General features: G+C 53.4%; 25 protein-coding genes. 9 read left to right on the top strand and 16 right to left on the bottom strand.

Annotation, left to right across the window (positions count from 1 at the left end):
* Positions 1–332 precede the first annotated feature (332 nt).
* Positions 333–1340, bottom strand: coding sequence for an ABC transporter substrate-binding protein (locus PG722_RS08070; RefSeq protein WP_270580231.1), 1008 nt, complete (start codon positions 1338–1340; stop codon positions 333–335).
* Between the two features lie 309 nt (positions 1341–1649).
* Between PG722_RS08070 and PG722_RS08065 the strand changes: the two genes are divergently transcribed.
* Positions 1650–2045, top strand: coding sequence for a CBS domain-containing protein (locus PG722_RS08065; RefSeq protein WP_110436061.1), 396 nt, complete (start codon positions 1650–1652; stop codon positions 2043–2045).
* A 1-nt stretch (position 2046) separates the two neighbouring features.
* Here the strand turns inward: PG722_RS08065 and PG722_RS08060 are convergent, their stop codons facing one another.
* The 3 genes from PG722_RS08060 to pyk all read right to left on the bottom strand — a co-directional run bounded on the left by PG722_RS08060 (position 2047) and on the right by pyk (position 6064).
* Positions 2047–3294: a M16 family metallopeptidase gene (locus PG722_RS08060; RefSeq protein WP_119195049.1), complete on the bottom strand. Its 1248-nt coding sequence runs from the start codon at positions 3292–3294 to the stop codon at positions 2047–2049.
* A 123-nt stretch (positions 3295–3417) separates the two neighbouring features.
* Entirely contained in the window at positions 3418–4608 is a 1191-nt protein-coding gene (locus PG722_RS08055) for an LCP family protein (RefSeq protein ID WP_270580230.1), read from the bottom strand.
* A 4-nt stretch (positions 4609–4612) separates the two neighbouring features.
* The gene (pyk, locus tag PG722_RS08050) at positions 4613–6064 is read right to left on the bottom strand and encodes a pyruvate kinase (protein WP_270580229.1); all 1452 of its coding nucleotides are present in this window, start codon (positions 6062–6064) and stop codon (positions 4613–4615) included.
* Between the two features lie 283 nt (positions 6065–6347).
* Here pyk and PG722_RS08045 point away from each other — a divergent pair, with 283 nt between their 5' ends.
* The 4 genes from PG722_RS08045 (at position 6348) to PG722_RS08030 (ending at position 8391) form a co-directional block, all read left to right on the top strand.
* Complete coding sequence (locus PG722_RS08045; RefSeq protein WP_110436057.1) at positions 6348–7268, top strand: nucleotidyltransferase family protein; 921 nt, start codon at positions 6348–6350, stop codon at positions 7266–7268.
* Positions 7269–7283: 15 nt separating this feature from the next.
* Positions 7284–7793 carry a hypothetical protein gene (locus PG722_RS08040; protein ID WP_110436056.1) on the top strand — a complete coding sequence of 170 codons (510 nt, stop codon included), beginning with the start codon at positions 7284–7286 and terminating at the stop codon, positions 7791–7793.
* Positions 7794–7931: 138 nt separating this feature from the next.
* A complete protein-coding gene (gene secG / locus PG722_RS08035) occupies positions 7932–8168 on the top strand; it encodes a preprotein translocase subunit SecG (RefSeq protein WP_110436055.1) in 237 nt (78 codons plus the stop codon).
* Position 8169: 1 nt separating this feature from the next.
* A complete protein-coding gene (locus PG722_RS08030; protein WP_118286113.1) occupies positions 8170–8391 on the top strand; it encodes a hypothetical protein in 222 nt (73 codons plus the stop codon).
* A 158-nt stretch (positions 8392–8549) separates the two neighbouring features.
* Here PG722_RS08030 and PG722_RS14195 read toward each other — a convergent pair whose 3' ends face one another.
* From PG722_RS14195 to PG722_RS08000, 5 genes are all read right to left on the bottom strand, one after another.
* Positions 8550–9389, bottom strand: a complete 840-nt coding sequence (locus PG722_RS14195) for a GIY-YIG nuclease family protein (protein WP_442867837.1) — start codon at positions 9387–9389, stop codon at positions 8550–8552.
* 16 nt (positions 9390–9405) lie between these two features.
* Positions 9406–9822: a flavodoxin gene (locus PG722_RS08015; RefSeq protein WP_195387400.1), complete on the bottom strand. Its 417-nt coding sequence runs from the start codon at positions 9820–9822 to the stop codon at positions 9406–9408.
* A 13-nt stretch (positions 9823–9835) separates the two neighbouring features.
* Positions 9836–10474: an aminoacyl-tRNA hydrolase gene (gene pth, locus PG722_RS08010; RefSeq protein ID WP_270580228.1), complete on the bottom strand. Its 639-nt coding sequence runs from the start codon at positions 10472–10474 to the stop codon at positions 9836–9838.
* Between the two features lie 23 nt (positions 10475–10497).
* On the bottom strand, positions 10498–10986 hold the full coding sequence (locus tag PG722_RS08005; protein WP_118729684.1) for a deoxycytidylate deaminase: 489 nt from the start codon (positions 10984–10986) through the stop codon (positions 10498–10500).
* An 84-nt stretch (positions 10987–11070) separates the two neighbouring features.
* Complete coding sequence (locus tag PG722_RS08000; protein ID WP_202183532.1) at positions 11071–11727, bottom strand: ABC transporter ATP-binding protein; 657 nt, start codon at positions 11725–11727, stop codon at positions 11071–11073.
* 158 nt (positions 11728–11885) lie between these two features.
* On the opposite strand from PG722_RS08000, the gene PG722_RS07995 reads away from it, so the two are divergent.
* Positions 11886–12509, top strand: coding sequence for a peptidase C39 (locus PG722_RS07995; protein ID WP_270580227.1), 624 nt, complete (start codon positions 11886–11888; stop codon positions 12507–12509).
* Between the two features lie 327 nt (positions 12510–12836).
* On the opposite strand, the gene PG722_RS07990 is transcribed toward PG722_RS07995, so the two are convergent.
* The 7 genes from PG722_RS07990 to PG722_RS07960 all read right to left on the bottom strand — a co-directional run bounded on the left by PG722_RS07990 (position 12837) and on the right by PG722_RS07960 (position 16853).
* On the bottom strand, positions 12837–13016 hold the full coding sequence (locus PG722_RS07990) for a hypothetical protein (protein ID WP_117488339.1): 180 nt from the start codon (positions 13014–13016) through the stop codon (positions 12837–12839).
* 16 nt (positions 13017–13032) lie between these two features.
* Positions 13033–13575, bottom strand: a complete 543-nt coding sequence (locus PG722_RS07985) for a stage V sporulation T C-terminal domain-containing protein (RefSeq protein ID WP_118761776.1) — start codon at positions 13573–13575, stop codon at positions 13033–13035.
* Positions 13576–13688: 113 nt separating this feature from the next.
* On the bottom strand, positions 13689–14078 hold the full coding sequence (locus PG722_RS07980) for a hypothetical protein (RefSeq protein WP_270580226.1): 390 nt from the start codon (positions 14076–14078) through the stop codon (positions 13689–13691).
* Between the two features lie 68 nt (positions 14079–14146).
* Positions 14147–14536 (bottom strand): hypothetical protein, encoded by a 390-nt coding sequence (locus tag PG722_RS07975; protein WP_270580225.1) that lies wholly within the window; start codon positions 14534–14536, stop codon positions 14147–14149.
* A complete protein-coding gene (locus tag PG722_RS07970; RefSeq protein WP_270580224.1) occupies positions 14523–15359 on the bottom strand; it encodes a DegV family protein in 837 nt (278 codons plus the stop codon). The genes PG722_RS07975 and PG722_RS07970 overlap by 14 nt, the downstream gene beginning before the upstream one ends.
* A gap of 221 nt (positions 15360–15580) precedes the next feature.
* A complete protein-coding gene (locus tag PG722_RS07965) occupies positions 15581–16351 on the bottom strand; it encodes a TraX family protein (protein ID WP_270580223.1) in 771 nt (256 codons plus the stop codon).
* Between the two features lie 256 nt (positions 16352–16607).
* Positions 16608–16853 (bottom strand): hypothetical protein, encoded by a 246-nt coding sequence (locus PG722_RS07960; protein ID WP_188886583.1) that lies wholly within the window; start codon positions 16851–16853, stop codon positions 16608–16610.
* Positions 16854–17759: 906 nt separating this feature from the next.
* Here PG722_RS07960 and PG722_RS07955 point away from each other — a divergent pair.
* The 3 genes from PG722_RS07955 (at position 17760) to PG722_RS07945 (ending at position 21268) form a co-directional block, all read left to right on the top strand.
* Positions 17760–18923 carry a RecQ family ATP-dependent DNA helicase gene (locus PG722_RS07955; RefSeq protein ID WP_270384974.1) on the top strand — a complete coding sequence of 388 codons (1164 nt, stop codon included), beginning with the start codon at positions 17760–17762 and terminating at the stop codon, positions 18921–18923.
* Between the two features lies 1 nt (position 18924).
* Entirely contained in the window at positions 18925–19791 is an 867-nt protein-coding gene (locus PG722_RS07950) for a hypothetical protein (RefSeq protein WP_270384973.1), read from the top strand.
* A 562-nt stretch (positions 19792–20353) separates the two neighbouring features.
* Entirely contained in the window at positions 20354–21268 is a 915-nt protein-coding gene (locus PG722_RS07945) for a LysR family transcriptional regulator (RefSeq protein ID WP_270384971.1), read from the top strand.
* Positions 21269–21468 lie beyond the last annotated feature (200 nt).

The following is a 21468-nucleotide window of genomic DNA, read 5'->3' as shown; positions in this document are numbered from 1 at the left end:
CGCTGTAAAACCGCACGTCCGTGCGCAAAATTTCTCCTGCAGATGAAAAAGCACCGTACATAAAGTACGGTGCTGAGACTGTCGAAAAACTTCGTTTTTCCGACAATCTGTGTTTTGACTTTGCAAAACACGGACGTCCGAAAGTTCCCATGTGGAAACTTTCTCCCTCTGAAAGTATGAAAACCGAGGTACACGCCCCCGGTTTTCATGCATTTGCGCCGCAAATGCTATTTCATGCGCGCTGCCGCGCGGCAGCGGCAGCAGCGCTAAAACGGACTTTATTGTCAAACCGAAACACCGTACATAAAGTACGGTGCTTTGGTTTTCAGCTTTTAGCCTTCGATTGCCGTGTAATCATCCGGAACGGTGATGCCCAGCTTCTCGCAGTTAGTCTTGTTGTACATCTTCGTGAAGTTCGGTGCAGGCTGTACTTCCATATCACCCGGGTTTGCGCCGTTGGCGAGGATCTCGTAAGCCATCTCACCGGTAGCCTGACCCAGTTCGTAGTAGTCGATCGACAGAGTAGCTACGCCGCAGCCGTTGCAGATGCCCTGCTCGCCTGCGATAACCGGAACCTTTGCCGGGATAACAACGTTTGCAATTGCCTCGGTGCAGGAAGCAGCGGTGTTATCGGTCGGGATATACATAACATCGCTTGCCGCAGCAGCCTTCTGCGTTACGGAGGCAACGTCGTTGGAGTCGGTGAACGCATACTCGGTGCAGGTGTAACCCAGCTTCTCAAGCAGCGGCTTGATGGTGTCGATCTGGTACTTGGAGTTCGGCTCAGCGGAGCAGTACAGCAGACCTACGTTCTTGGCATCCGGGAACAGCTCCTTGAGCATGTCTGCCTGACCGTCGAGCGGTGCAAGGTCGGTGGTGCCGGAGATGTTGGTGCCGGTCTTGCCGGTCCAGTCGGATACGCCGAGTGCGGTGCCGTAGTCGGTTACCGAAGTGCCGAGGATCGGAATATCAGAGGTGCCGGCCTGTGCAGCCTGCAATGCTGCGGTAGCATTGGCCATAATGAGGTCCACACCCGCGGAAACAAAGCCGTTTACGATGGTGGTGCAGTTTGCGGACTCGCCGGAGGCGTTCTGCGAGTCAAACTTGACCTCGCCACCGTCTGCCTCAACCAGCTCCTTCAGCTTATCCTGGAAACCCTGCGTAGCCGCATCCAGTGCCTCGTGCTGAACCAGCTGAACGATGCCTACCTTGTAGCTGCCTGCACCGGAATCACCGGAGGCTGCATTGCTGTCATCGCTGCCGGAGCTGCTGCCGCCGCAGGCAGTCATCGTGAGTGCCATGGCGCCAGCCATCAGCGCTGCGAGTAATCTCTTCTTCATGGGAAACCCTTCTTTGTTCAAATTTTACTTTTCACAGAACTTTTGCACTTCTGTTACTTCATCATTTTAGCAGTTAAAAGAGTGCAAGTCAAGTATACCGTTTAATTTTCTTACGATAAGAATTATCTATCCGTCATTTTTTACAATATCAACTTTGCAATTTGTTAACAATCTGTAAGGAATGTCAAATTCCAGTTGACCGCCGCTCCTGTCTATCGTACAATAGAGGTAACAAAAGCAGCACCGGTGAATCAGCTTCACGGTGCTGCTCTGCTACGATTTATATTACAATTTTTAAGGAGCGATACTATGAATATTTCGTTCTTCCTGAAACCCAAGGTAGAGGTTTCCTACTTAACCGAAAGCTGCCCGGTGCAGAAGGCCATTGACGACATGCTCCACAGCGGCTTCACAGCGATTCCTGTGGTAGATGCCAAGGGAAAATACGCCGGAACGATCACCGAAGGTGATTTTCTGCGGCTGGTGCTGCATTATCCGAAGGAAACCCTCGAACAGCTGACCGTCGGTCAGGTTGAGCTGCGGGTACACCACCGCTCGGTAAGCATTGATGCACGCATGGAGGATATGGTCGATCTGGTCACAGCGCAGAATTTTGTACCTGTAGTGGACGGACGCGGTATCTTCTGCGGTATTGTCACCCGTCGGGATGTGATCACCTACCTCTGTAAGCAAGTGCAGAGCTGATTCAACGAAGCAGTTCGCGGTATGTATCCTCGCTGTCCGGCTGTCCGACAACGGCCAGAGAAGCCTTCGAGCGGTCGAACACACGGCGGGCAAGGTTCAGGATATCATCTGCGGTCACGCGGTCGTAGGAATCGAGCACTTCCTCGATCTTGGATACCTCGCCGCGCAGCAGTTCACTGCGGCCGATGGTCATCATGCGGTTTCCTGTATTCTCCAGCCCCATCAGCAGCGTGGTCTTGGCCTGCTCACGGCAGCGCGACAGTTCATCCGGCGCCGGGCCGTTCTGGCAGAATTCATCGAGTTCACGCAGGATAAGATCGAGCGCCTTGCGCTCGGTCTCCTGACCCAGACCGGTGTAGATGGACAGCAGACCGGTATCCAGATGCGGTGTGGTAAACGTGTACACCGAGTAGCACAAGCCGTTCTGCTCGCGCACGCTCTGGAACAGGCGGGACGACATGCCGCCGCCGAGAATGGAGCTGAGCAGGTTCATTGCAAAGCGATCCTCGCTGACAAGCGATACGCCCGGGAAGGACAGGCACAGGTGGTTCTGCTCGATCTCCTTATCCTTCAGGAACAGGCTCGGCTGGTAGGCTGCCGGTGTGATAACGTTTTTGCCCTCGCCCTGCATCTCGGAGAACAGCTCCTCGATAAAATCGAGATCCTCATCGGTAAAATGGCCGGAAACCGCAACAACTGTATCCTGCGGACGGTAATATTCGCGCATATACTTGTGCAGTGTTTCCGAGGTCATCGGCTCGAGCGTTTCCGCCGTGCCGAGAATCGGGCGACCGAGTGCCGAACCGTCGTAGCAGCTCTCGAACAGCTTGTCGATGGCAACATCCTCCGGAGAGTCCTCGTACATGTCGATCTCCTCGAGAACGACACCGCGCTCCAGCTCCAGATCCTCCTGTGCAAAGCGGGAATGCAGGAACATATCCGCCAGCAGAGCCACCGCGTTTTTCAGCCGGCTGTCCAGAACCTTCATATAGTAACATGTGCATTCCTTATCTGTGAATGCATTCGCCTGCCCGCCTAATGCATCGATTGCGATTGCAATATGGCGGGCAGAGCGTTTTTCCGTGCCCTTGAAGATCATGTGCTCGATGAAATGCGATACGCCGCCGAGCTCTGCGGGTTCGTATCGGCTGCCGTTGCCAACCCAGATGCCGACCGACACCGTGCGCATGTTGTCGATCCGTTCGGTAATCAGACGCACACCGTTCGGGAGAATTCGTTTTACATACATCGGTTTTTACCTGCTTTCTGTTTGTACTCTTTCTCTCTATTTCTTATAGCACTTATTCCCATATAAGAGCAGGGGACATGATCGTCGTCATGTCCCCTGCTTCGTTCTCTAACGATCACAAGTTTAATAATACACCTTATTCCCGTTTTCGTCCAGACTGTATCGGTCACCATCGCAATCATAATAGTCACCGGTGTCGGAATCGTACCAGCCGCCTTCCTCCACAAGGGATTCCGGGTCCACCGCAGTGGTATTCGACTTGGTATCCGTGCTCTTGGACGAATCGGTCGTATCCGTCCCGGTATCCGTATCGGACTTGCTGTCCGTGCCGGTATCATCATCGGTCGTGCCGCTGCCGATATCCGCGTCATCATAGATGTATGCGTGGATATGGTCGGCTGCCACATCCAGATCGTAGGTGATAAACTCGCTGGAATTACCGGAATAGCTCCACTCGCCATCCACCGGAATACGGGTGTGCTCAAGTGTCGGAATGCCGTTCTTGACCGCGCCGACGATCAGCGACGCCATATCAGTCGGCGAAAGCGAGGTCGTAACATACGGAACCAGCTTGCGCATGCTGCCGATCAGCTCGGTGGCGCTTGCGCTCTGCAGCTTGGTGAAGATGGCGTTCAGCACAACGCTCTGACGCTCCACGCGTGCCCAGTCATCGCCGGTGTCGCCCTTGCGGATACGGCCGTAGCACAGCGCCTGCACGCCGTCCAGCGTCTGCAGGCCGGTCTTCTCCACGCCGGAGAACTCCTTGCCCCGCTCTGCGCCGTAGTCCTTGATGACACGGTTGAGCTCCTTCAGCTCGTTATCGTTCTGCACGTCGATGTCCACGCCGCCGATCGCGTCGACGATCTGCACCAGCTGCTCGAAGTCTACGGCAACGTAATCCTTGATATCCGTGCCGAAATTCTCGTTGATGGTGCGGATAGCCAGACTGGGACCGCCGCGGAAATACGCCGCATTCAGCTTGTCCTCACCGTAGCCGTCGATATCTACCAGAGAATCTCGCATCAGGCTGATGAGCTTGATCTTGCCGCGCGTGTTGTCCACGGTGACGATCATCATGCAGTCCGAATGGCTCTGCTTGTCGCCCTCGCGGGTATCCAGACCGAACAATGCAATATTCGTAATATTTTCGTCCGCTGTGACGCTCGCCGCCAGATTTTCATCGGACAGCGAGGAGTCATAGGTATAGCCGAACATCGTGCGGTAGCCGTACAGTCCGATGCAGAACAGGATTGCCAGCGCCACAACAGCGGCCATCGTGCGGAACAATGCACGCTGCAAGCGTTTGAAAGACATAGTGTTAGTCCTCGAAAGACTTCTCGGTCAGTTCGTGTACACGCAGGGTATTGGTGTAGTAAACCTCGCCTACCGGCATACCTGCGGTGATGGTGATAACGTCGCCAACGCGCAGATCGAGCGCAGTTACCGCTGCCTTCTCGGACAGATGGTACAGCTCAGTGCCGGACTGCGGGCGCTTTTCAACCAGAATCGGCTTTACGCCCCAGGACATGGTCAGGCGGTTAAAGGTCTTTTCGCTCGGGGTAGCGGCGATGATCGGCGCGCCCGGACGGTAGGTGGATACAGCGCGAGCGGTAGAACCGGACTCGGTGAACGCTACAATGCCCTTAACGCCCAGATCAGCGGAGGTAGAGCAGGTTGCGTGCGAGATTGCCAGCGTCTTCATGTCGCCGTCTACATTCATGTTCTGGAACTCAAGACGGGTTACACGGCGGCGGTCGTAGTGGATGGTCTTCTCTGCGTTCTCTGCGATGCGGCTCATGGTGCGAACGGTCTCTACCGGATACTTGCCGACAGAGGTCTCACCGGACAGCATGATAGCGGAGGTGCCGTCGTAAACAGCGTTTGCAACGTCGGAAACCTCTGCACGGGTCGGGCGCGGGTTCTTAGCCATGGACTCGAGCATCTGGGTAGCGGTTACAACGCGCTTGCCGCGGGAAATGCAGGTCTTGATGATGGACTTCTGGATCTCCGGCAGCTCCTCAAACGGAACCTCAACGCCAAGGTCGCCGCGGGCTACCATGATGCCGTTTGCCTCGTCGAGAATCTCCTGTACGTTGTTTACGCCTTCCATGTTCTCGATCTTGCAGATGATCTCAACATCTTCCTTGCCGTTTGCCTTGAGGATCTCCTTGATGTCGCGGACGTCCTGTGCGGAACGGGTGAAGGAAGCAGCAATAAAGTCGATGTCCTGAGACAGACCGAACTCAATATCCTCACGGTCCTTATCGGAAACGAACTTCATGTTCAGCTTGATACCCGGTACGTTGATGGACTTGCGGTTGGAGAGCGGACCGCCGTTGAGCGCCTTGCACACAATGTCGGTGCCATTCTTGATCTCCTCGACCTCGAATGCAACCAGACCGTCGTCGATCAGGATGCGGGTGCCCGGCTGAACGTCATTCGGCAGACCTTCGTAAGTGATGGAAACGATGGTGTTGTCACCCTCGATATCGCGGGTGGTCAGCGTGAACTCCTGACCCTCAACAATCTCGATCTTGCCGTCCTTATAGGTCTTGGTACGGATCTCCGGACCCTTGGTATCCAGCATGATGCCGACCGGCATGCCAAGTTCCTTGCGGGCTGCCTTAACGGCGTCCATGCGAGCCTTGTGCTCCTCGTGAGAGCCGTGGCTGAAGTTCATACGGGCAACATTCATGCCTGCCTTGATCATCTCGGGCAGTACAGCATCAGTTGCGGGACCAAGCGTGCAGATAATCTTCGTTTTGCGCATCGAAACATATTCCTCTCTATAACAATATGGTTTTAATAATAAAATTCTCTATACGTATACGTTTTTTATTTTAGCAGTTTTCCCGTCACTTTGCAATCATCACCCGAACCCCATTCGGATTTTCATGCTTTTCGACAAAAAAGCAGACCTGCACCGTAAACATCTTGTGTTTTATGATACGCTCTTGTATAATAAAGGAGTATTCCCGTTTGAGAGTATGAAAAACATGAATGAAATGCTTTATTTGTATAAATAGATAAGGTTCTTTAGGAGGATATAGACTATGGCAAATCCGGTTTTGGTGATCATGGCGGCAGGTATGGGCTCGCGCTACGGCGGACTCAAGCAGATCGACCCGATCGGTCCGAACGGACAGATTCTGCTCGATTATTCCATCTACGATGCACACCGTGCAGGCTTTGACCGCGTGGTATTCATCATCCGTCCCGAGCTGCACGAGGCATTCGAGGACGCCATCGGCAAAAAGGCGCGCCGCTTCATGCAGGTGGACTATGCTTATCAAACGCTCGACAATCTGCCGGACGGCCTGACCGCACCGGAGGGCCGTGAGAAGCCGCTCGGCACCGCGCATGCCGTGTGGTGTGCAAAGGAGCTGACTGCCGGCTGCCCGATCGCCGTTATCAACGCGGATGACTTCTACGGCGCAGATGCATTCCGCAAAATGTATGATTACCTCGCTTCCGCGCAGGATGACGACAAATTCCGCTATTGCATGGTCGGCTATCAGGTCGAGAACACGCTCACCGAAAACGGCACGGTCTCCCGCGGCGTATGCACCGCAGACGAAAACGGTCTGCTCGCACATATCATCGAGCGCACCGCCATTCACCGCGACGCGGACGGCGTCATCCGCTACGATGCGGACGGCGATGCACCCGCCGGTGAGATTGCGCCCGGCACACCGGTGTCGCTCAATCTCTGGGGATTCACCCCTTCCTTCCTGCCCTCGCTTGATGACGGCCTTCGTGAGTTTTTCGCAGGCAAGCTGCCGGACAATCCGATGAAGGCGGAGTATTATCTGCCGTTCGCGGTGGACGCGCTCATCAAGGACGGAAAGGCGACCGCAAAGGTACTCACCACGGATTCCCGCTGGTACGGCGTCACCTACCGCGAGGACAAGCCGACTATCTGCGCTGCCGTTGCAGCTATGACGGAAAACGGCGATTATCCCGCCGATCTGTAAAAAGCGAGGCTGTTTATGGACTTTTCTACTGAATTTGTTGCCTTGCGCGACAAGCTGCTGAACGGGCAGGATCCGCATTTCCGTTCCCAGCAGAACGTGCAGGTTTCCGGCCGAATGGCGGCGCTGCTGAGCGTTTTCAACTCCCGCACGCCCCGCAAAATCCTCGGTCTGATGCCGACCGGCGGCACGAGCCACGCACACGAATACCGTCTGCTGTTCGCCGTGCCCTCGCTCGATGAGCAGACGCTTGACGACTGGTGGAAGTACGCGCAGCAGGTCAGCGCCGAGCTGGTAAAGCCGGACGAAAACCACGATTTTTCGCTGCTTTCGGTCATTCTTGCCGCCGGCGAGACTGACAAATCCGTGCTCAAAAAGCTGAAAAAGCTGTCCGACGAGCGCAAATACCAGAGCGGCAAGCACGGCTGGTCGTCCATCCGTCTGGCGGTCGTAGACCTTGATACGCACAAGGTGCACACCAACCGCATGGGCGATTCGCTGAAAAACATTCTCCAGCCGCTTGTCTGAGACAAATTCCCGGACAAAAATACGAAAAACCTCTTGAAAAAGTGCATTTAATATGATATAGTATCATGTACGCATATTGCGCGCATAGTCTCGTTATTGCGCGATAAGAAAAATGAAAAGCAGTGGAGGAAATTACCTATGACTACCGCACAAATCGCTCTCTCGGTCATCATGATCGTTGCAAGCCTGTTCCTGATCGTTGTTGTTCTGCTCCAGCACGGTGCACAGCAGGGTCTGGGCGCTGTATCCGGCTCTGCAGACACCTTCTACGGCTCCGGCAAGGCAAGCGCATCCGACCGTATCTTTGCTCGTCTGACCTCGATTGTCGGCGTTGTTTTCGTCATCATTGCAATCGTCCTGAACCTCATCCACTAAGATGCAGACGGTTCAGCGACTGCTCCTGCTGCTGTTTGCCGCGTTCGCCGCGCTGACAGTCCTGCAGCAGATCCGCTACGGCATGATCTGCGGACGCAGTGAGCAGGAGGACAAGCAGGATGATCCCAAGGCAAAGGCGTGCCGTCAGCAAAGCACGATCTACGCGATCGCAGCCGCGGTCAGCCTGATCGTCAATATCATCATCGGCGCACTCAGCAAGTAAAGCAAAAGCTGTCCTTTCGGACAGCTTTTTGTTTTGAAAAAATATTAAGTAAATGCAAAAATCCGCTGCTTTACAGCGGATTTCGGGTTCCATATTGATGAATGTCGATATTATAGGGCAGCCGTCTCCCCTTGTCAAGTGGGAGGCGGCTGTTCTTTTCAGTCAAAAAGTGCTTCGATACGCGGTTTCGCGCCCTGCCACTCCTCAGTGTGCAGACAGCAAAGGGATTCGTTCGGCATCTCCATCGTGCGTCCGTCCGGTGTCAGACCGGTGAGTGATGCGCCCTGCTCCTGTGCGGCGGCAAAGTCCGCCAGCGGCACGAACAGCATCTCCGCGACCTCCGGGCCGGGCCGGAACGGCGGAATGCCGTCGATACGCGCCAGAAATGTATACGCCAGCTCATCATCAAAGCCGCTTTCGCCGCGCGAGTAGCGCTGACGATAACTGCCGCCGTCGATCAAGTTGACTGCTGTCAGCTGCAGTCCGCTCTCCTCCCGTGCTTCGCGCAGCACGCCTGTCAGCGGCGTTTCACCCGGGTCGATATGTCCGGTCGAGGTCAGATCAAAGCCGCCCGGAAATAAAGGCCGGTCAAACTGCCGCTGCTGCAGCCAGATGCCGCACACGCCATTCCGCTTACCGACCACCCACAGGTGGCACACATGGTGGAACAGCCCCTGCGCATGCACGACAGCCCGCGGGCGTTCTCCGCAGGCGCGTCCGTCTGCATCGTAAACAGTGAGCAGCTCTCCGCCGTTCTGACTGTCAATCAGCGCCTGCTTCTGCGGCCGCGTGAGCTTTTTAATTGCCGCTTCGCGCTGCATGGCCTCGCTCTGCGTGTCGAACATTTCGCTGTACACCAGCGTCACCGGGCCGCGTCCGCGCGTGTATTTCGCACCTTTTCCGCTGTTGTGCGCCGCCAGTCGAGCCGTCAGATCGTTCGTCCAGCCACAGTACAGCGTATCATCCGCACAGCGGAGCACATAGGTATATCCTTTCATCGCATATCCTTTCCGCTCATCGGCTGGCCCGGATGTCACGCTGCGCCGTGAGCGTACAGCCGCGTTTTTTGATCTGCAGACGCACCTTCGCCCTGCTCTTTTCACTGTTTCCGCTGCCGGAAACCAGTATTACTTCGACCTCCGTACCAGGCGGCAGCAGTTCCACCGCGCTGTTGAACACCGGTGCCGGATAACCCGCCCAGACCGGCGCCATCAGCACCACTCTGTCATAGCCGACAAACAGCGGCATGCCGTCCAGCGCGACCGCCTTCTGCTTGACGGCCTCCAAGCAGCCGCGCACAAACGCGGTGAATCGGTTGTACGGCGTTTTCGGCGTAAGCTCGATCAAATCGGCGTTCCGCGCCTTGGCTTCCGCGCGGGCGTATGACCGTGTTGTGCCGCCGAGCGAGTAATATGCTACTGCGGTTTTCATCAAAACCAACTCCTTAGATACGTTTTCCGTTGAATTTCTGCGCGGCAGCGGCACAGTCCTCCGCGATGATGCAGGCAGCCGCGTTCACCGCGTCCTCGCACGCCTTGTCGATAACCTTCTGATCCTCCGCCGGGAACTTGCCAAGCACCCACGCCGCCAGATCGTAATCCGGACGCGGCTTTTTGCCGACGCCGATCTTCACGCGCGGGAAGTCCTCGCTGTTCAGATGATAGATAATGTTTTTCAGGCCGTTCTGTCCGCCTGCCGAGCCTTTTGCGCGCACGCGCAGCGTGCCGACGTCGAGCGATACATCGTCCGACAGCACGATAACGTGCTCCGGCGGGATTTTGTAGAACGAGGCCGCGTCACGAACCGCCTCGCCCGACAGGTTCATAAAGGTCTGCGGCTTGAGGAACAGCACGCGCTTGCCGCCGAGCATTCCCTCGCCTGCCAGTGCCTTGAACTTCATGCGGTCGATCTTCTGTCCGCTGCGGGCGCAGTAACCCTCAAGTGCACGGAAGCCCGCATTGTGACGGGTATTGTCGTACTTCGCGCCCGGATTGCCCAGTCCGACCACGATCCACTCGATCGGCTGGGATGCCTTTGCGGCTTTTTCTTCATCCAACTTCTTAAAAATATCGAATATTGACATATTTTTCTCTCTCCGATGTCTGTTTAGTATGCCATGCTGCTGCCGAGCGTGTCGTCATTCTCCACCCAGTCGTGCACATTCACGGTGTCATATGTATCTGTGTCACGGCGGATAATCACCTTCTCAATGCCCGCATTGATGATGAGGCGCTTGCACATCGTGCAGGAGTTTGCGTCCGACATGATCTTTCCGGTGGACATATCGCGGCCGACCAGGTACAGCGTCGCGCCGATCATCTGGTCACGCGGAGCGGCAATAATGGCGTTCATCTCCGCATGCACCGAGCGGCAGAATTCGTATCTTTCGCCGCGCGGAATGCCCATCTTCTGACGAATGCAGGTGCCGATGTCGATGCAGTTGGCACGACCTCTCGGCGCACCGTTGTAGCCGGTAGATACGATGACGTCGTTCTTGACGATGACCGCGCCGAAGTTGCGGCGCAGACAGGTGCCGCGCTCGAGTGCAACCTGCGCCATGTCGAGGTAGTAGTTTGTTTTGTCCCGACGGTCCATTTTTGTTTCCTCCTTCTATATAGGAAAACCTGTTAGGTTTGATTGCGTTATTTTCATGCACTGATTATCCGGTGTCGGATAATCTCACCCGAAAATGCACCCATTTTCAAGATACATCCGCCTTGCGGCGCACTGCGCTGCCCGCTCATCGTGTGTGATGAGCACCAGCGTATGCCCCGACCGGTGCAATCGGTCAAACAGCTCCAGCACGCTGTCCGCCGCGGCAGGATCCAGTCCTGCGGTCGGCTCATCCGCCAGAATCACGCACGGTTCTGTCACGACCGCCCGTGCGATCGCCACCCGCTGCTGCTGTCCGCCGGAAAGCTGGTGCGGCCGGTGGTTCGCCCGATCAGACAGGCCAACCCGCTCCAGAACCGCCAGTGCGCGTTCGCTCCGCTCATGCCGCGGAACGCCCTGCAGCGCCAGCGGCAGCGCAACATTTTCCAGTGCTGTCATGCCCGTCAGCAGCCGGAACTGCTGAAACACAAAGCCGATCTTCTCACTGCGCAGACGCGCCCGCTGTTTTGCCGGCAAATGCGCGACTGCTGCTCCGTCGAGCAGGTATTCGCCATCGGACAGGCTGTCCAACAGACCCAGAATGTGCATGAGTGTGCTTTTACCCGAGCCGGATGCGCCGGTCACCGAAATATAGTCACCGTCCTGCACGGTCAGATCGACTGCATTGAGCGCACAAATACCGTTCTTAGCATATATTTTACTCGCATGAATCAGTTTTAGCAATGCCGATTCACTCCTTCCCACCCTATCTTTGGCAGGAAGCATACTTATCATACCATGAATATGCGCTTTCCGCAAATTTGTATTGACATTGATCGGCATTGACCTTACTATTATATAGTAATCCGATAGGAATACATCACACGAAAGAAGGCTCCCCTATGAAAAATCCGCTGCGCTACCAGCTTTCCGAATATGACTGCGGTCCAACCTCCATGCTCAACGCGCTCGCATTCCTGTTTGAGCGCGAGGATATCCCGCCGGAGGCTGTCCGCAACATCATGCTGTACTGTCTGGACTGCTACGGCTCGGACGGCGTAAGCGGCAAAAGCGGTACCTCCTGTGCGGCGATGATGTTCCTCAGCAACTGGCTGAACGGCTTCGGCAAGATCGGCCGCCTGCACATCTCCACGCAGTATCTGTCCGGTCCGGCGGTGAATTTCGGGCAGAACAGCCGTCTGCGCGATGCACTCCGCTGCGGCGGCGCTGCCGTGGTGCGCCTGCACTTCGACGGAGAGCACTATGTGACACTCACCGGCATTGATGAGAACGACATGGTGCGCGTGTTCGACCCGTATTATCTTGATCAGTCGCTCGATACGGACGGCGTGCAGATGGTGTACGACCACCCGTGCGAATACAACCGGCTCGTGCCTCGCCCCTGCTTCGAGCGTGAGACCCACGAGGTTTACGCGCTTGGCGAGATTGACACCCGCGAAGCCATTCTCCTGTTTAATGACCAGACGCGCCTGACGGCAGAGAATACCATCGAATATATGATTTAACCTGTTTTCACGCAAACGGCGGAACGATTTGTATCGTTCCGCCGTTTCAGTCTATAAAAAGTTATGGCAATACCGCATAATTGAACAAGAGCGATTTAATTGTGCGGTGTTGCCTTATATTCCTGCCATTTCAAATAATCCGCGCGACAGCGCGCGTTAAATAGCATTTGCTTGCAAATGCCAAAAAAGTCAGGGCGTGTACCTGACTTTTTTGACTTCTATAGAGAGAAAGTTACCGTATGGGAACTTTCGGGCAACTTTGGAACGGCCCACGACCCGTTCCCGCTTGTCGGCGAAGCTGTAGTTTCACGACAGCCTCTGCCGTTTTCATTTCTGCTGCTCCTCACAGTATTTCTCCGTGTAGGCCGTTGCTTTGGGATCGCCTTTCGGCTCGCGTGTCTGCTCCCACGGCGGCAGCTCGGCCACTGCTGCCGAGTCAATATGCGCCGCATCGTCGTACTGCGGGAAGGCCTTTGGCTCACGCTCTTTGTGATCGTGCCTGTGCATATAGAGAACGCTCCTTTCACACTGCAATGCGTTTGGACAAAAACTGCGCTGCCGACTGACACAGCTTGAGCAGCACCTCATCCGCCTTTTCGTCCTCTTTTTCACTGACAAACGCGACACAGCCGCTGACATCGCCGTCTGTGATGATTGGCGCCGCCGCAACCACCGCGCAGCCGTCCTGAGAGGAGATAAGCACCTCCGGCTGCTCGTCCACACCGCGTTCGTAACATTCGCGGCGTTCCATCAGCTGCTCCAGCTCGGATGAAATACTCCGCTCCAGAATATCCTTTTTCGCACCGCCCGCTGCCGCAATCACCGCATCCCTGTCGCAGATGGCACAGCTCATGCCCGCTGTACGCGCCATAGCCTCCGCCAGCTCGGCTGATACCGCGCCCATCTCTCCCATCGGGGAGTATTTCTTGAAAATCACTTCGCCGTCGCGGTCGGTATAGATTTCTAACGGGTCGCCCTCTCGAATCCTAAGCGTTCTTCTGATCTCCTTCGGAATAACAACGCGGCCGAGATCGTCGATCCGGCGCACGATTCCGGTTGCTTTCATAGCAATTCCGCCTCCCATTTTCGGTATTTCTGCTGCGATAGTGGTAGTATTTACTGAAACCGTGCAATTCATGTAGAAAAACCGTATGCACAATGTGTTCCTATTCATGAAAATTATGGTTTGCAGATCTGTTTCTTTCGCGTTAGCAGCTGCTCTGCACAGCGGACGCACGGCTGATATGTAATCTTCCAAATACCGTCTTCCCAATCCGCACCCCCCTTTGTCGTCCACTGTTTTTTCTGCCAGTCCTCGAAATATATTTGCAGCGAAACATGAGTCGTTCCATCTGTCGGCAAATAAACATAGCGGTAGCCCTCGCATACAGACATCGGCGGCAAAACCTCTTTTCCCAATGGGTACTCTCTGCCGTCAAAGAGATACCGTTCCAGATAAATCACATTGCCGCCCACATTTCGGATATAAATTGCAGGCACACTTTGATCCGGCTGTATACCGTCGGCACTTTTCAGCGTAATCGGCTGCGTCAGCAAATACAGATCCACCTTGTTCTGCGCCTCTGCCTGCCATTTGCTGAGTTCGTACTGCTTTCTACCGATTTGAATACTGGAAATCAATGCAAGAACAGATACAATAAACGAAAAGAAATGGATGGAGTTAGTACATAATGATGGAAAATGATGTGCTGACGATGAGAATATGCAAAGGCATAATAGAAAGAAACTGGGTTTTGGCGCATTATCAAATCCGTGCCGTCCAAGAAGGCCGAGTCGCTCAAGGCATGGCTTGCCATGGTGGGCCGTGAGAGGATCTGGATGCGCTGCTGCAGGATCTGCTCACTGAGCTGCCTCCGGAGTTCCTTGCGGCGTGCAGTGCGGCGGATATGCAGGTGCTGTGAGCGGAAAACAATCAACCGAACAGAAAAAGGGCGAAACCATACGGTTTCGCCCTTTGTTTGTTGAAAACGGAGACGGTCGATCGGCTCCGGCTTAGTAGCTGACAATCAATCCGCCGCGCTCGGCGTAGTAGCTGCAGAGCCCGCGGGTCGGCAGGATCTCGATGCTGGTATTTTCCCAGATATCCAAAATGCTGTCTTTTAGCGTCTGAGCCAGTGCGAGATTATCACAATGGCTGATCGCGACATTTCCGCCGATGAATCCGTGCTCCTTCATGGTGCTGACCAGCGTCTGTACGACCTTTTTCGCACCGCGTGCCTTGCTTTCAAAGGCGATCTTCCCCTCGTCGCTGCCGCTGCCGATGCCCCAGATGCCGAGAGCCTTGGCGAGCATACCCGTCAGACGGTGGATGCGTCCGTTCTTGATCAGGTTGTCAAACGAGGAGAGCGCAAAGAGGATTTTGGTTTTCTGTAGAAAATTTCTGGCGTGCGCCGCAATATCGTCAAGGGCAAGGCCTTGACGGATCAGGCGCTCGATCTCCTTTACGCAGAGCAGAACCTCCGGTCCGGTGGATAAGGAGTCCAGAATGACGATCTTTTTATCCGGATCTTTCTCCAGCGCCATATCTCTTGCCGCAAGAGCGCTGTTCATGCTGCCGGACAGCTGCGAGGAAATGGTGATCGCGATCGCGCAGTCCGCCTGTTCAAACTGCGCCAGCCATGCGTCCGGCGTGGGGCAGGAGGTGTGGCCGGCCGAGTGTTCCTGCTCCATGGCGGAGAGCATTTCCATCGTATCCAGATGCTCGTCATCGACAAAATCCCGCTCCCCGATGCGGATGGTAAACGGCACACTGGTCAGCCGGATCCTTCCGTCCGGACTGGTGGAAGGGAGCAGATCACAGCTTGAATCCGTAATAATGTTCCAGTTCATATGGTTTTTCCTTTCTCTCTTACCGAAAATTTTCAGTGTTATTGTGGTGAAAGCGCTCTCTCTTGCAGTCGGTCGATCTGCACCGCACACAGCAGCCGGCCTGTCCTGCACACTTTCCTTCATAAAACAGAAAATGCCTTAATGTTGTATTCATTATATAATAGAACGCGCATTTGATAAATAAAAAGTTTTACAGAGGTTTGCAGATGCCGGTATGGCCGTCAGCGGGTCAGATATTGCAGGATCAGCACAAGGATCAGCATATGTACGGGATAAAAGGCATAGCAGGCATACTGGAACGGCTTGCTGTGATAGCCCTGCCGTCCGCGGTACAGCCAGATGGGGATGAGCGCCAGAAGTGCAAACCCCTGCTGACAGATCTCAAATTCCATGCCGAATATATGGACGGGATACAGCAGACCGCCCAGCAGCTGCACATTGACCCAGTAGAGGGCGAGAAGCTGTCCGGCCAGACACCACCACTTCCGTCCGCGGAAGAAGTAGAAGATAAAGATCGTCAGCACGCCGGTGCCGTAGTAGTCCACCATGCTCAGGGTGCCCAGCACTGTGCCGATCAGCACAACAAGCAGGGCGGTGAGCAGATACAGCCATGTTTTCTGCTTTTTGCGCACGGTTTCCATCAGATGAATGCCCAGAAGACCGAGCAGCAGCGTCCAGATCACGTTCTGGTGCACCGGATAAAACCAGGTTCCGCCGTACATCAGGTCGAACGGCACTTCGGAGAGCACGGCAAACAGCGCAAGCCGCAGGGCGTATTTCCGGAAGTTGTGGGTGTGAAAATATCCTTCCACCGCCATGAATGCGAAGATGGGAAAGGCCAGCCGTCCGGCACACGTCAGCCAGTCCTGCGCGGGCAGGAGGGTCGCCCAGAGATGATCCATCAGCATCAGCACCATGGCGAGAATGTGAAGTGCCGCGGCGCTGAGGGAAAAACGGCCGGAGGCGGGAGTGGACAGGTTGTTGGTTGACATACGGGTACTCCTTTATCTAGTAATCGCGAGGGAGGACACAGGAATGTGCTCTGCATTTATTATATACAGAAGAGCGGACAGCCGCAATGCCGCAGCGATAAACTTTTTGTGAATATCCGCGAGGCGGACACGGCGCACAGACGGAAAACGCCCTGCCGACCGGTGCGGGCAGGGCGAGAAAAGCCGGAGATACAGATTCCCGGCACAGCATTGCAGCCATGCCGGGAACGGTTGAGGGATCATGAAGATCAGAAAGTTACAGCTCACCGCGCGCTTCGCGCTCTGCGAGTTCTTTCATGATAGCGGGATACTTTTTGTCGAGCTGATACAGTATGCCGACGATCAGAACGATGGTTTCGGAAAGATACAGCGTGCTGTACATCCACGAGTCGTTATGGAACACATACTTGCAGTAGTACGGCAGAATCGTGCCGACAACAGCCTGATTGGTGCTCTGGAACATCCAGAGCAGCAGGACAGCGATTGCGGCCCAGATGCTCATTACCTTGACCCAGGCAGACTGATTGTTGCCAAACGTTGCACGCTACGTCACCGCCGCCGTAAGCCAGGCGTGTCAGAATATTGATTTTTCCGTTTTCAGAAACAGGTCGTGTAGGCAGAACCGCCTCTGCCTGCATGGTTGGATTGGTTTTTACGAAACATTCTCTCCTTCTCTGGTTTCGCTTCCAATTTACAGCCGCCCCAATAAAATGCACCTGATCAATGCTGCGTTTTCCGGCCTGCTGCAAGCGGATAGGATTGTTTAGCGTGCAGCCTGCCTGCTTCACAGAGATCGTGCCTCGAAATTTACATCTTTTGCAGGGCGCAGACCGTATCGGTTATCATAGCACGAATTAACATGAATGGCACGAAATTCTTGTATATTATATACAAAAATCTTAATATATTTTGTGCGATGGGTAAAATAAATAGTTAATAATGCACAATTTATAATAAAAAATGCGCGTAATAGTTAAAAAACGATGCAAACCGAGAACCGGCAAACCTATCTAAGCTGATGACCTCGCTTCCGAACATCGTGATCGCGGTCGCGGTTGCACTGCGCTTCTGCCGCGTTGCAGAAGGCGATGTATTCGACTTCGTTCGGACACCGTACCGCACGTTGAAGTGCCCAAAAAGTTAGACAAATAGTTTTAACAAAAATTGCAAGCGTCGTTGCAGATGGCATTGACAGCGTCAGAGCAGTTCGGTATCAGCATGCTGGAGCTGGGTAAGAGAATGGAATGGAAAAAAATACATAGTACAAAGTTTTTCGCTATTATTATATATCATGTTTTTCCTGTGAAATTATAATTCTACTTCAATCTCAACAATGGAATAAAGGCAGTTCAGACGAGATTATTAAATTTCAGTTTTGAATGAAAATTCTATGTTTGGAGTGAAAATTATGACGAACAAACAGGAAAAGATGATATGTAATACCTTTGGTATCTCGAAACTCAAACCGTTTCAGAAAAAGGTAATCACAGATTTATCCGATGGTAAAGATGTACTCGGTTTAGCACGAACCTCCGAGGGCAAGTCGATCTGCTTTCTCTCGATGATTACCCTGCACCCGAATGGTCTGCTGATTGGTATTCTCCCAACCGTTGCACTCATGCATGATCTGGTGCAGCGTTGCAAGGACAGTAAAATCCGAGCGGGCTGTCTGTACAGCGAAAACAGGGAGAATACCAATACAATCGAACAGCTGACACATCGTAAACTCCAGGCACTCTTTGTTGCGCCGGAACGGCTGAGTGATCCTCACCTCTGGAAGGCAATTCAGAAGAATAGCGTACATACAGTCGTTGTGGACGAGGTACACTGTCTGACGGAATGGGGCAATGAATTTCGTCCGATGTACCGCAATATCGGTAAATTCATCAAGGATTTGCCCGCATCCCCTGTTATTGCTGCTTTCAGCGCAACTGTTACGCCGGATGATATTTCATATATTGCGAAAAGTCTACGCATGAAAAATCCTGTCGTACATATCGGCAAGCTCAAACGTTCTAATCTCTCCCTCAAGAAAGCATTTGTGAAAAATGATGCTGCTCGTTATGCGAAAGTCAGAAAAGCGATTCAGAAATGCGGCAGTAAAGGGAAAATTGTTATCTACTGCACCCGTGTTTGCGATGTGGAAGATATGCGTGACTTTCTGATTGAGGATTGCGATATTTCGGCTTCTGCTATTGCTCTCTGCCACAGCAGGCTGTCTAACCGAGCCGAGCAGGAAGCGCGCTTTCGTTCCGGTAAGGCACATATCATGATTGCAACTTCCGCCTTTGGTATGGGCGTGAATATTTCGGATATTCGCCTGATTATTGTCTCTCAACTGCCGTTCAGCGTCGCGTCATTCTACCAGATGGCAGGCCGGGCCGGGCGCGACGGCAAACGCGCAAAGGCACTGCTGCTCTGGAATGACGCCGATTTTCAGATGAACCTTGACATTATCTCTGACACGGATGATCGTGCAGTTGAAGCCGCCAATGAACTGTATGCGATTTGTGAATCAGCAGACGATCTGCATGACACAGTAATCGGCTGTTTTGCGAAAGGCGGTGTGTGAAATGGATTTTCGTTACGGTATCCATACGATTGAATTATTCCACAGACTGTCCAAAAAGAGCTTTAACAAGGTGTTTCAGCACCTGAAAAGTCTGCATTTCGGCAAACTCTACCCAGACGCGACATATCATTCTGACAAAGGCATCGAGAAGTATATCTGCACCTCGTACTGCGGTCAGGGTGTCGTACTTTATCTGTACAAGCAGAAGCGCAGCAAGAACAAAACGAGCAAAAATATTGCCTGTTCTATTCGTTTCCGGCTTAATCCGCACACTTTGTTGCACGGAGAATATTCACCCAAGAAAGTGTTCACCGCGAAAGAAAACCAGCTGAAATCGCTTGATAACCGGATGACCGGTCTGCTGCGTGAAATCGGTCTGGACTGCGAGTTCGAACAGCTGACGCTCTCGCGTATCGACTGCTGTCTGGACTACTTTCCCGAGTCGCAGAAATGGGTCGATGAGGCGCTGCGTGTCATTCGACGCAGCCCGTACATGAAGCAGTACAAGCTGTGCACATTCGGCAAAGGATTCCCCAATCGCAAGGAAAAGAACGCGCATTCGTGGCGTATTTGCTGCAAGACGACCACATTGACGGTCTATGACAAAACATTTCAGCTGATGGAGGCGGACTTGCTGGAGCAGTATGATGCGCCGATGCTTCGGTTCGAGGTGTCCCGTTCGGGAGCGAAGTTCAAACGTGGCCTGTCCGATGAAGTCAAGGGCAGCAACAAGGAAATCCTGAAAAACGTGATGAATGAGTCGGAGAAAACCATTCACTCATATAAAGAATTACAACGCTATTCCGAAAAAATACAAAATTCCACCGGAACAAGACCAATGCGGCAGCTATGGCTTCCAGAAAGTTAAGTTCTGCAAGCTGCATAACTTCATTTACAAGGAGCAGAAAAAAGCAAATTCTCTTCCGCTCCGTACTGTTCATTTTACGTTTCCCCTCGTGAGATGTATATGCTGCTACTGAATTTAGTTATATTTTTATGCTATTTGCGTAAATGCCGAAATATATTTCTGTATGGTATGGAATGCCCAAGGTTCATTACAGTCAATATCACACCTATATGCGTGCAAAATCGCCTCCCTCGCAAGCGGTTTCGATTACTTTTCATCATGCCTACGCGCAAACATAAAGGCCGGAGAACCACCATTGCTGATGGTTCTCCGGCTGTATTGGGGGAAGAAAAGGTGTCAAATGCGGTCCATGATGTAGTCTCGCAGGAAGTGTGTGCGCGCGGCGCCGGGATCAAGACTGCTGTTTAACCTTTTATGACACATAGCTGCCGCTATCGCGCACGCCGAGAATATTCAAATGGTTTTCGTCCGCTTCTGCGGTATTCCCTCCTCAAGATCATCTGACATTTTCCGCCCGAATATGCTATACTGAAGATACTACATGCAAAAGAGGAAAAGAGTTATGCAAATTCAGCAGCTTACCTACTTTGTCGCCATTGCGGAGCAGGGCAGTATCAACAAGGCCGCGGAGAAGCTGTTTGTCACGCAGCCCAATCTGAGCAAGGCCATCAGCAATCTGGAAAACGAGCTCAAGGTGCGTATTTTCAACCGCACGAACAAGGGCGTTGCGCTGACTGACGAGGGCAAAAAGCTCTACCAGTACGCGCGCACGATCATCAACCAGATGGAGCTCATTCAGGGCTTATCGGAGAAAGAGCACGCGCCGGTGCTGTCTATTGCCTCCTATCCAATCATCACAATGGGGCGTCTGATGGCGAAGTTCTACAACAATTACCACGATAATCGCGTGGCGCTCAAGCTGGTGGAAAACCGTCTGCAGCAGGTGATCGAGAGCGTGGAGCATGGCGAAGCGGAGATTGGCTTTGTGATGAGCAACAACGTGCAGGTGAAGGAGCTCAAGCACATGCTGAAGTTCAAAAACATTCAATTCCACGCGCTGGGCACGGACACCTGGTACGCAAACCTCGGTCCGAACCATCCGCTGTATCATGCGTCTGAGGTGACGATGGAGCAGCTCCTGCCCCATCCGTTCGTCCGCCTTCCGGATGATTATTTTTCCAATCTGAGCTTTTATCTGGAGATTGACGGCGTGCGTCTCGAGCAGTTCAAGCGTGTTGTTTACGTCAACGACAGCGCGGCCATCCTGTCGCTGCTGCGCTCGACCGATGTGGTTCGTCTCGGTCCGGGACTGAGCGCGCCGGACTTCGCGGAGTACGGCATCCGCACCATTCCGATCCGAAACTGTCAAGTACAGATCAATGTAGGCTGGATTCAGCGCAGCCGAGAAATGCTGAGCACAGAAGCACAGGCATTTGTAAAGATGCTGGAGGAGCTTTACCCAAAAAATGAGAAATAAGACGTTTCGAGGGTTATAATAAGCTATTCCGTTTTGTTATGGCTGGGTTATAACAAAAGCAGAATGGACAAAAAAGCGCAGAATGGTATACCGAATAGTGTCAAAGTAAGGGCGCTGTGATTTAGTCACAGCGCCTATTCTTTTGTCTGTTTTTCATGAAAAGCGGGCGTGAAACTGTACATGAATACTATTCCGTTTCG

The organism is Butyricicoccus sp. OF27-2pH9A, assembly GCF_027693185.1.
Taxonomy (GTDB): domain Bacteria; phylum Bacillota; class Clostridia; order Oscillospirales; family Butyricicoccaceae; genus Agathobaculum; species Agathobaculum butyriciproducens.
The sequence above is the reverse complement of the archived record's forward strand: the minus strand, read 5'-3'. Positions and strand labels throughout refer to the sequence as shown.

Excerpts from the sequence above, each read along its gene's own strand:
- PG722_RS08070 (WP_270580231.1), bottom strand. The coding sequence starts at position 1,340 with ATGAAGAAGAGATTACTCGCAGCGCTGATGGCTGGCGCCATGGCACTC.
- PG722_RS08065 (WP_110436061.1), top strand. The coding sequence starts at position 1,650 with ATGAATATTTCGTTCTTCCTGAAACCCAAGGTAGAGGTTTCCTACTTA.
- PG722_RS08060 (WP_119195049.1), bottom strand. The coding sequence starts at position 3,294 with ATGTATGTAAAACGAATTCTCCCGAACGGTGTGCGTCTGATTACCGAA.
- PG722_RS08055 (WP_270580230.1), bottom strand. The coding sequence starts at position 4,608 with ATGTCTTTCAAACGCTTGCAGCGTGCATTGTTCCGCACGATGGCCGCT.
- pyk (WP_270580229.1), bottom strand. The coding sequence starts at position 6,064 with ATGCGCAAAACGAAGATTATCTGCACGCTTGGTCCCGCAACTGATGCT.
- PG722_RS08045 (WP_110436057.1), top strand. The coding sequence starts at position 6,348 with ATGGCAAATCCGGTTTTGGTGATCATGGCGGCAGGTATGGGCTCGCGC.
- PG722_RS08040 (WP_110436056.1), top strand. The coding sequence starts at position 7,284 with ATGGACTTTTCTACTGAATTTGTTGCCTTGCGCGACAAGCTGCTGAAC.
- secG (WP_110436055.1), top strand. The coding sequence starts at position 7,932 with ATGACTACCGCACAAATCGCTCTCTCGGTCATCATGATCGTTGCAAGC.
- PG722_RS08030 (WP_118286113.1), top strand. The coding sequence starts at position 8,170 with ATGCAGACGGTTCAGCGACTGCTCCTGCTGCTGTTTGCCGCGTTCGCC.
- PG722_RS14195 (WP_442867837.1), bottom strand. The coding sequence starts at position 9,389 with ATGAAAGGATATACCTATGTGCTCCGCTGTGCGGATGATACGCTGTAC.
- PG722_RS08015 (WP_195387400.1), bottom strand. The coding sequence starts at position 9,822 with ATGAAAACCGCAGTAGCATATTACTCGCTCGGCGGCACAACACGGTCA.
- pth (WP_270580228.1), bottom strand. The coding sequence starts at position 10,474 with ATGTCAATATTCGATATTTTTAAGAAGTTGGATGAAGAAAAAGCCGCA.
- PG722_RS08005 (WP_118729684.1), bottom strand. The coding sequence starts at position 10,986 with ATGGACCGTCGGGACAAAACAAACTACTACCTCGACATGGCGCAGGTT.
- PG722_RS07995 (WP_270580227.1), top strand. The coding sequence starts at position 11,886 with ATGAAAAATCCGCTGCGCTACCAGCTTTCCGAATATGACTGCGGTCCA.
- PG722_RS07990 (WP_117488339.1), bottom strand. The coding sequence starts at position 13,016 with ATGCACAGGCACGATCACAAAGAGCGTGAGCCAAAGGCCTTCCCGCAG.
- PG722_RS07985 (WP_118761776.1), bottom strand. The coding sequence starts at position 13,575 with ATGAAAGCAACCGGAATCGTGCGCCGGATCGACGATCTCGGCCGCGTT.
- PG722_RS07970 (WP_270580224.1), bottom strand. The coding sequence starts at position 15,359 with ATGAACTGGAACATTATTACGGATTCAAGCTGTGATCTGCTCCCTTCC.
- PG722_RS07965 (WP_270580223.1), bottom strand. The coding sequence starts at position 16,351 with ATGTCAACCAACAACCTGTCCACTCCCGCCTCCGGCCGTTTTTCCCTC.
- PG722_RS07960 (WP_188886583.1), bottom strand. The coding sequence starts at position 16,853 with ATGAGCATCTGGGCCGCAATCGCTGTCCTGCTGCTCTGGATGTTCCAG.
- PG722_RS07955 (WP_270384974.1), top strand. The coding sequence starts at position 17,760 with ATGACGAACAAACAGGAAAAGATGATATGTAATACCTTTGGTATCTCG.
- PG722_RS07950 (WP_270384973.1), top strand. The coding sequence starts at position 18,925 with ATGGATTTTCGTTACGGTATCCATACGATTGAATTATTCCACAGACTG.
- PG722_RS07945 (WP_270384971.1), top strand. The coding sequence starts at position 20,354 with ATGCAAATTCAGCAGCTTACCTACTTTGTCGCCATTGCGGAGCAGGGC.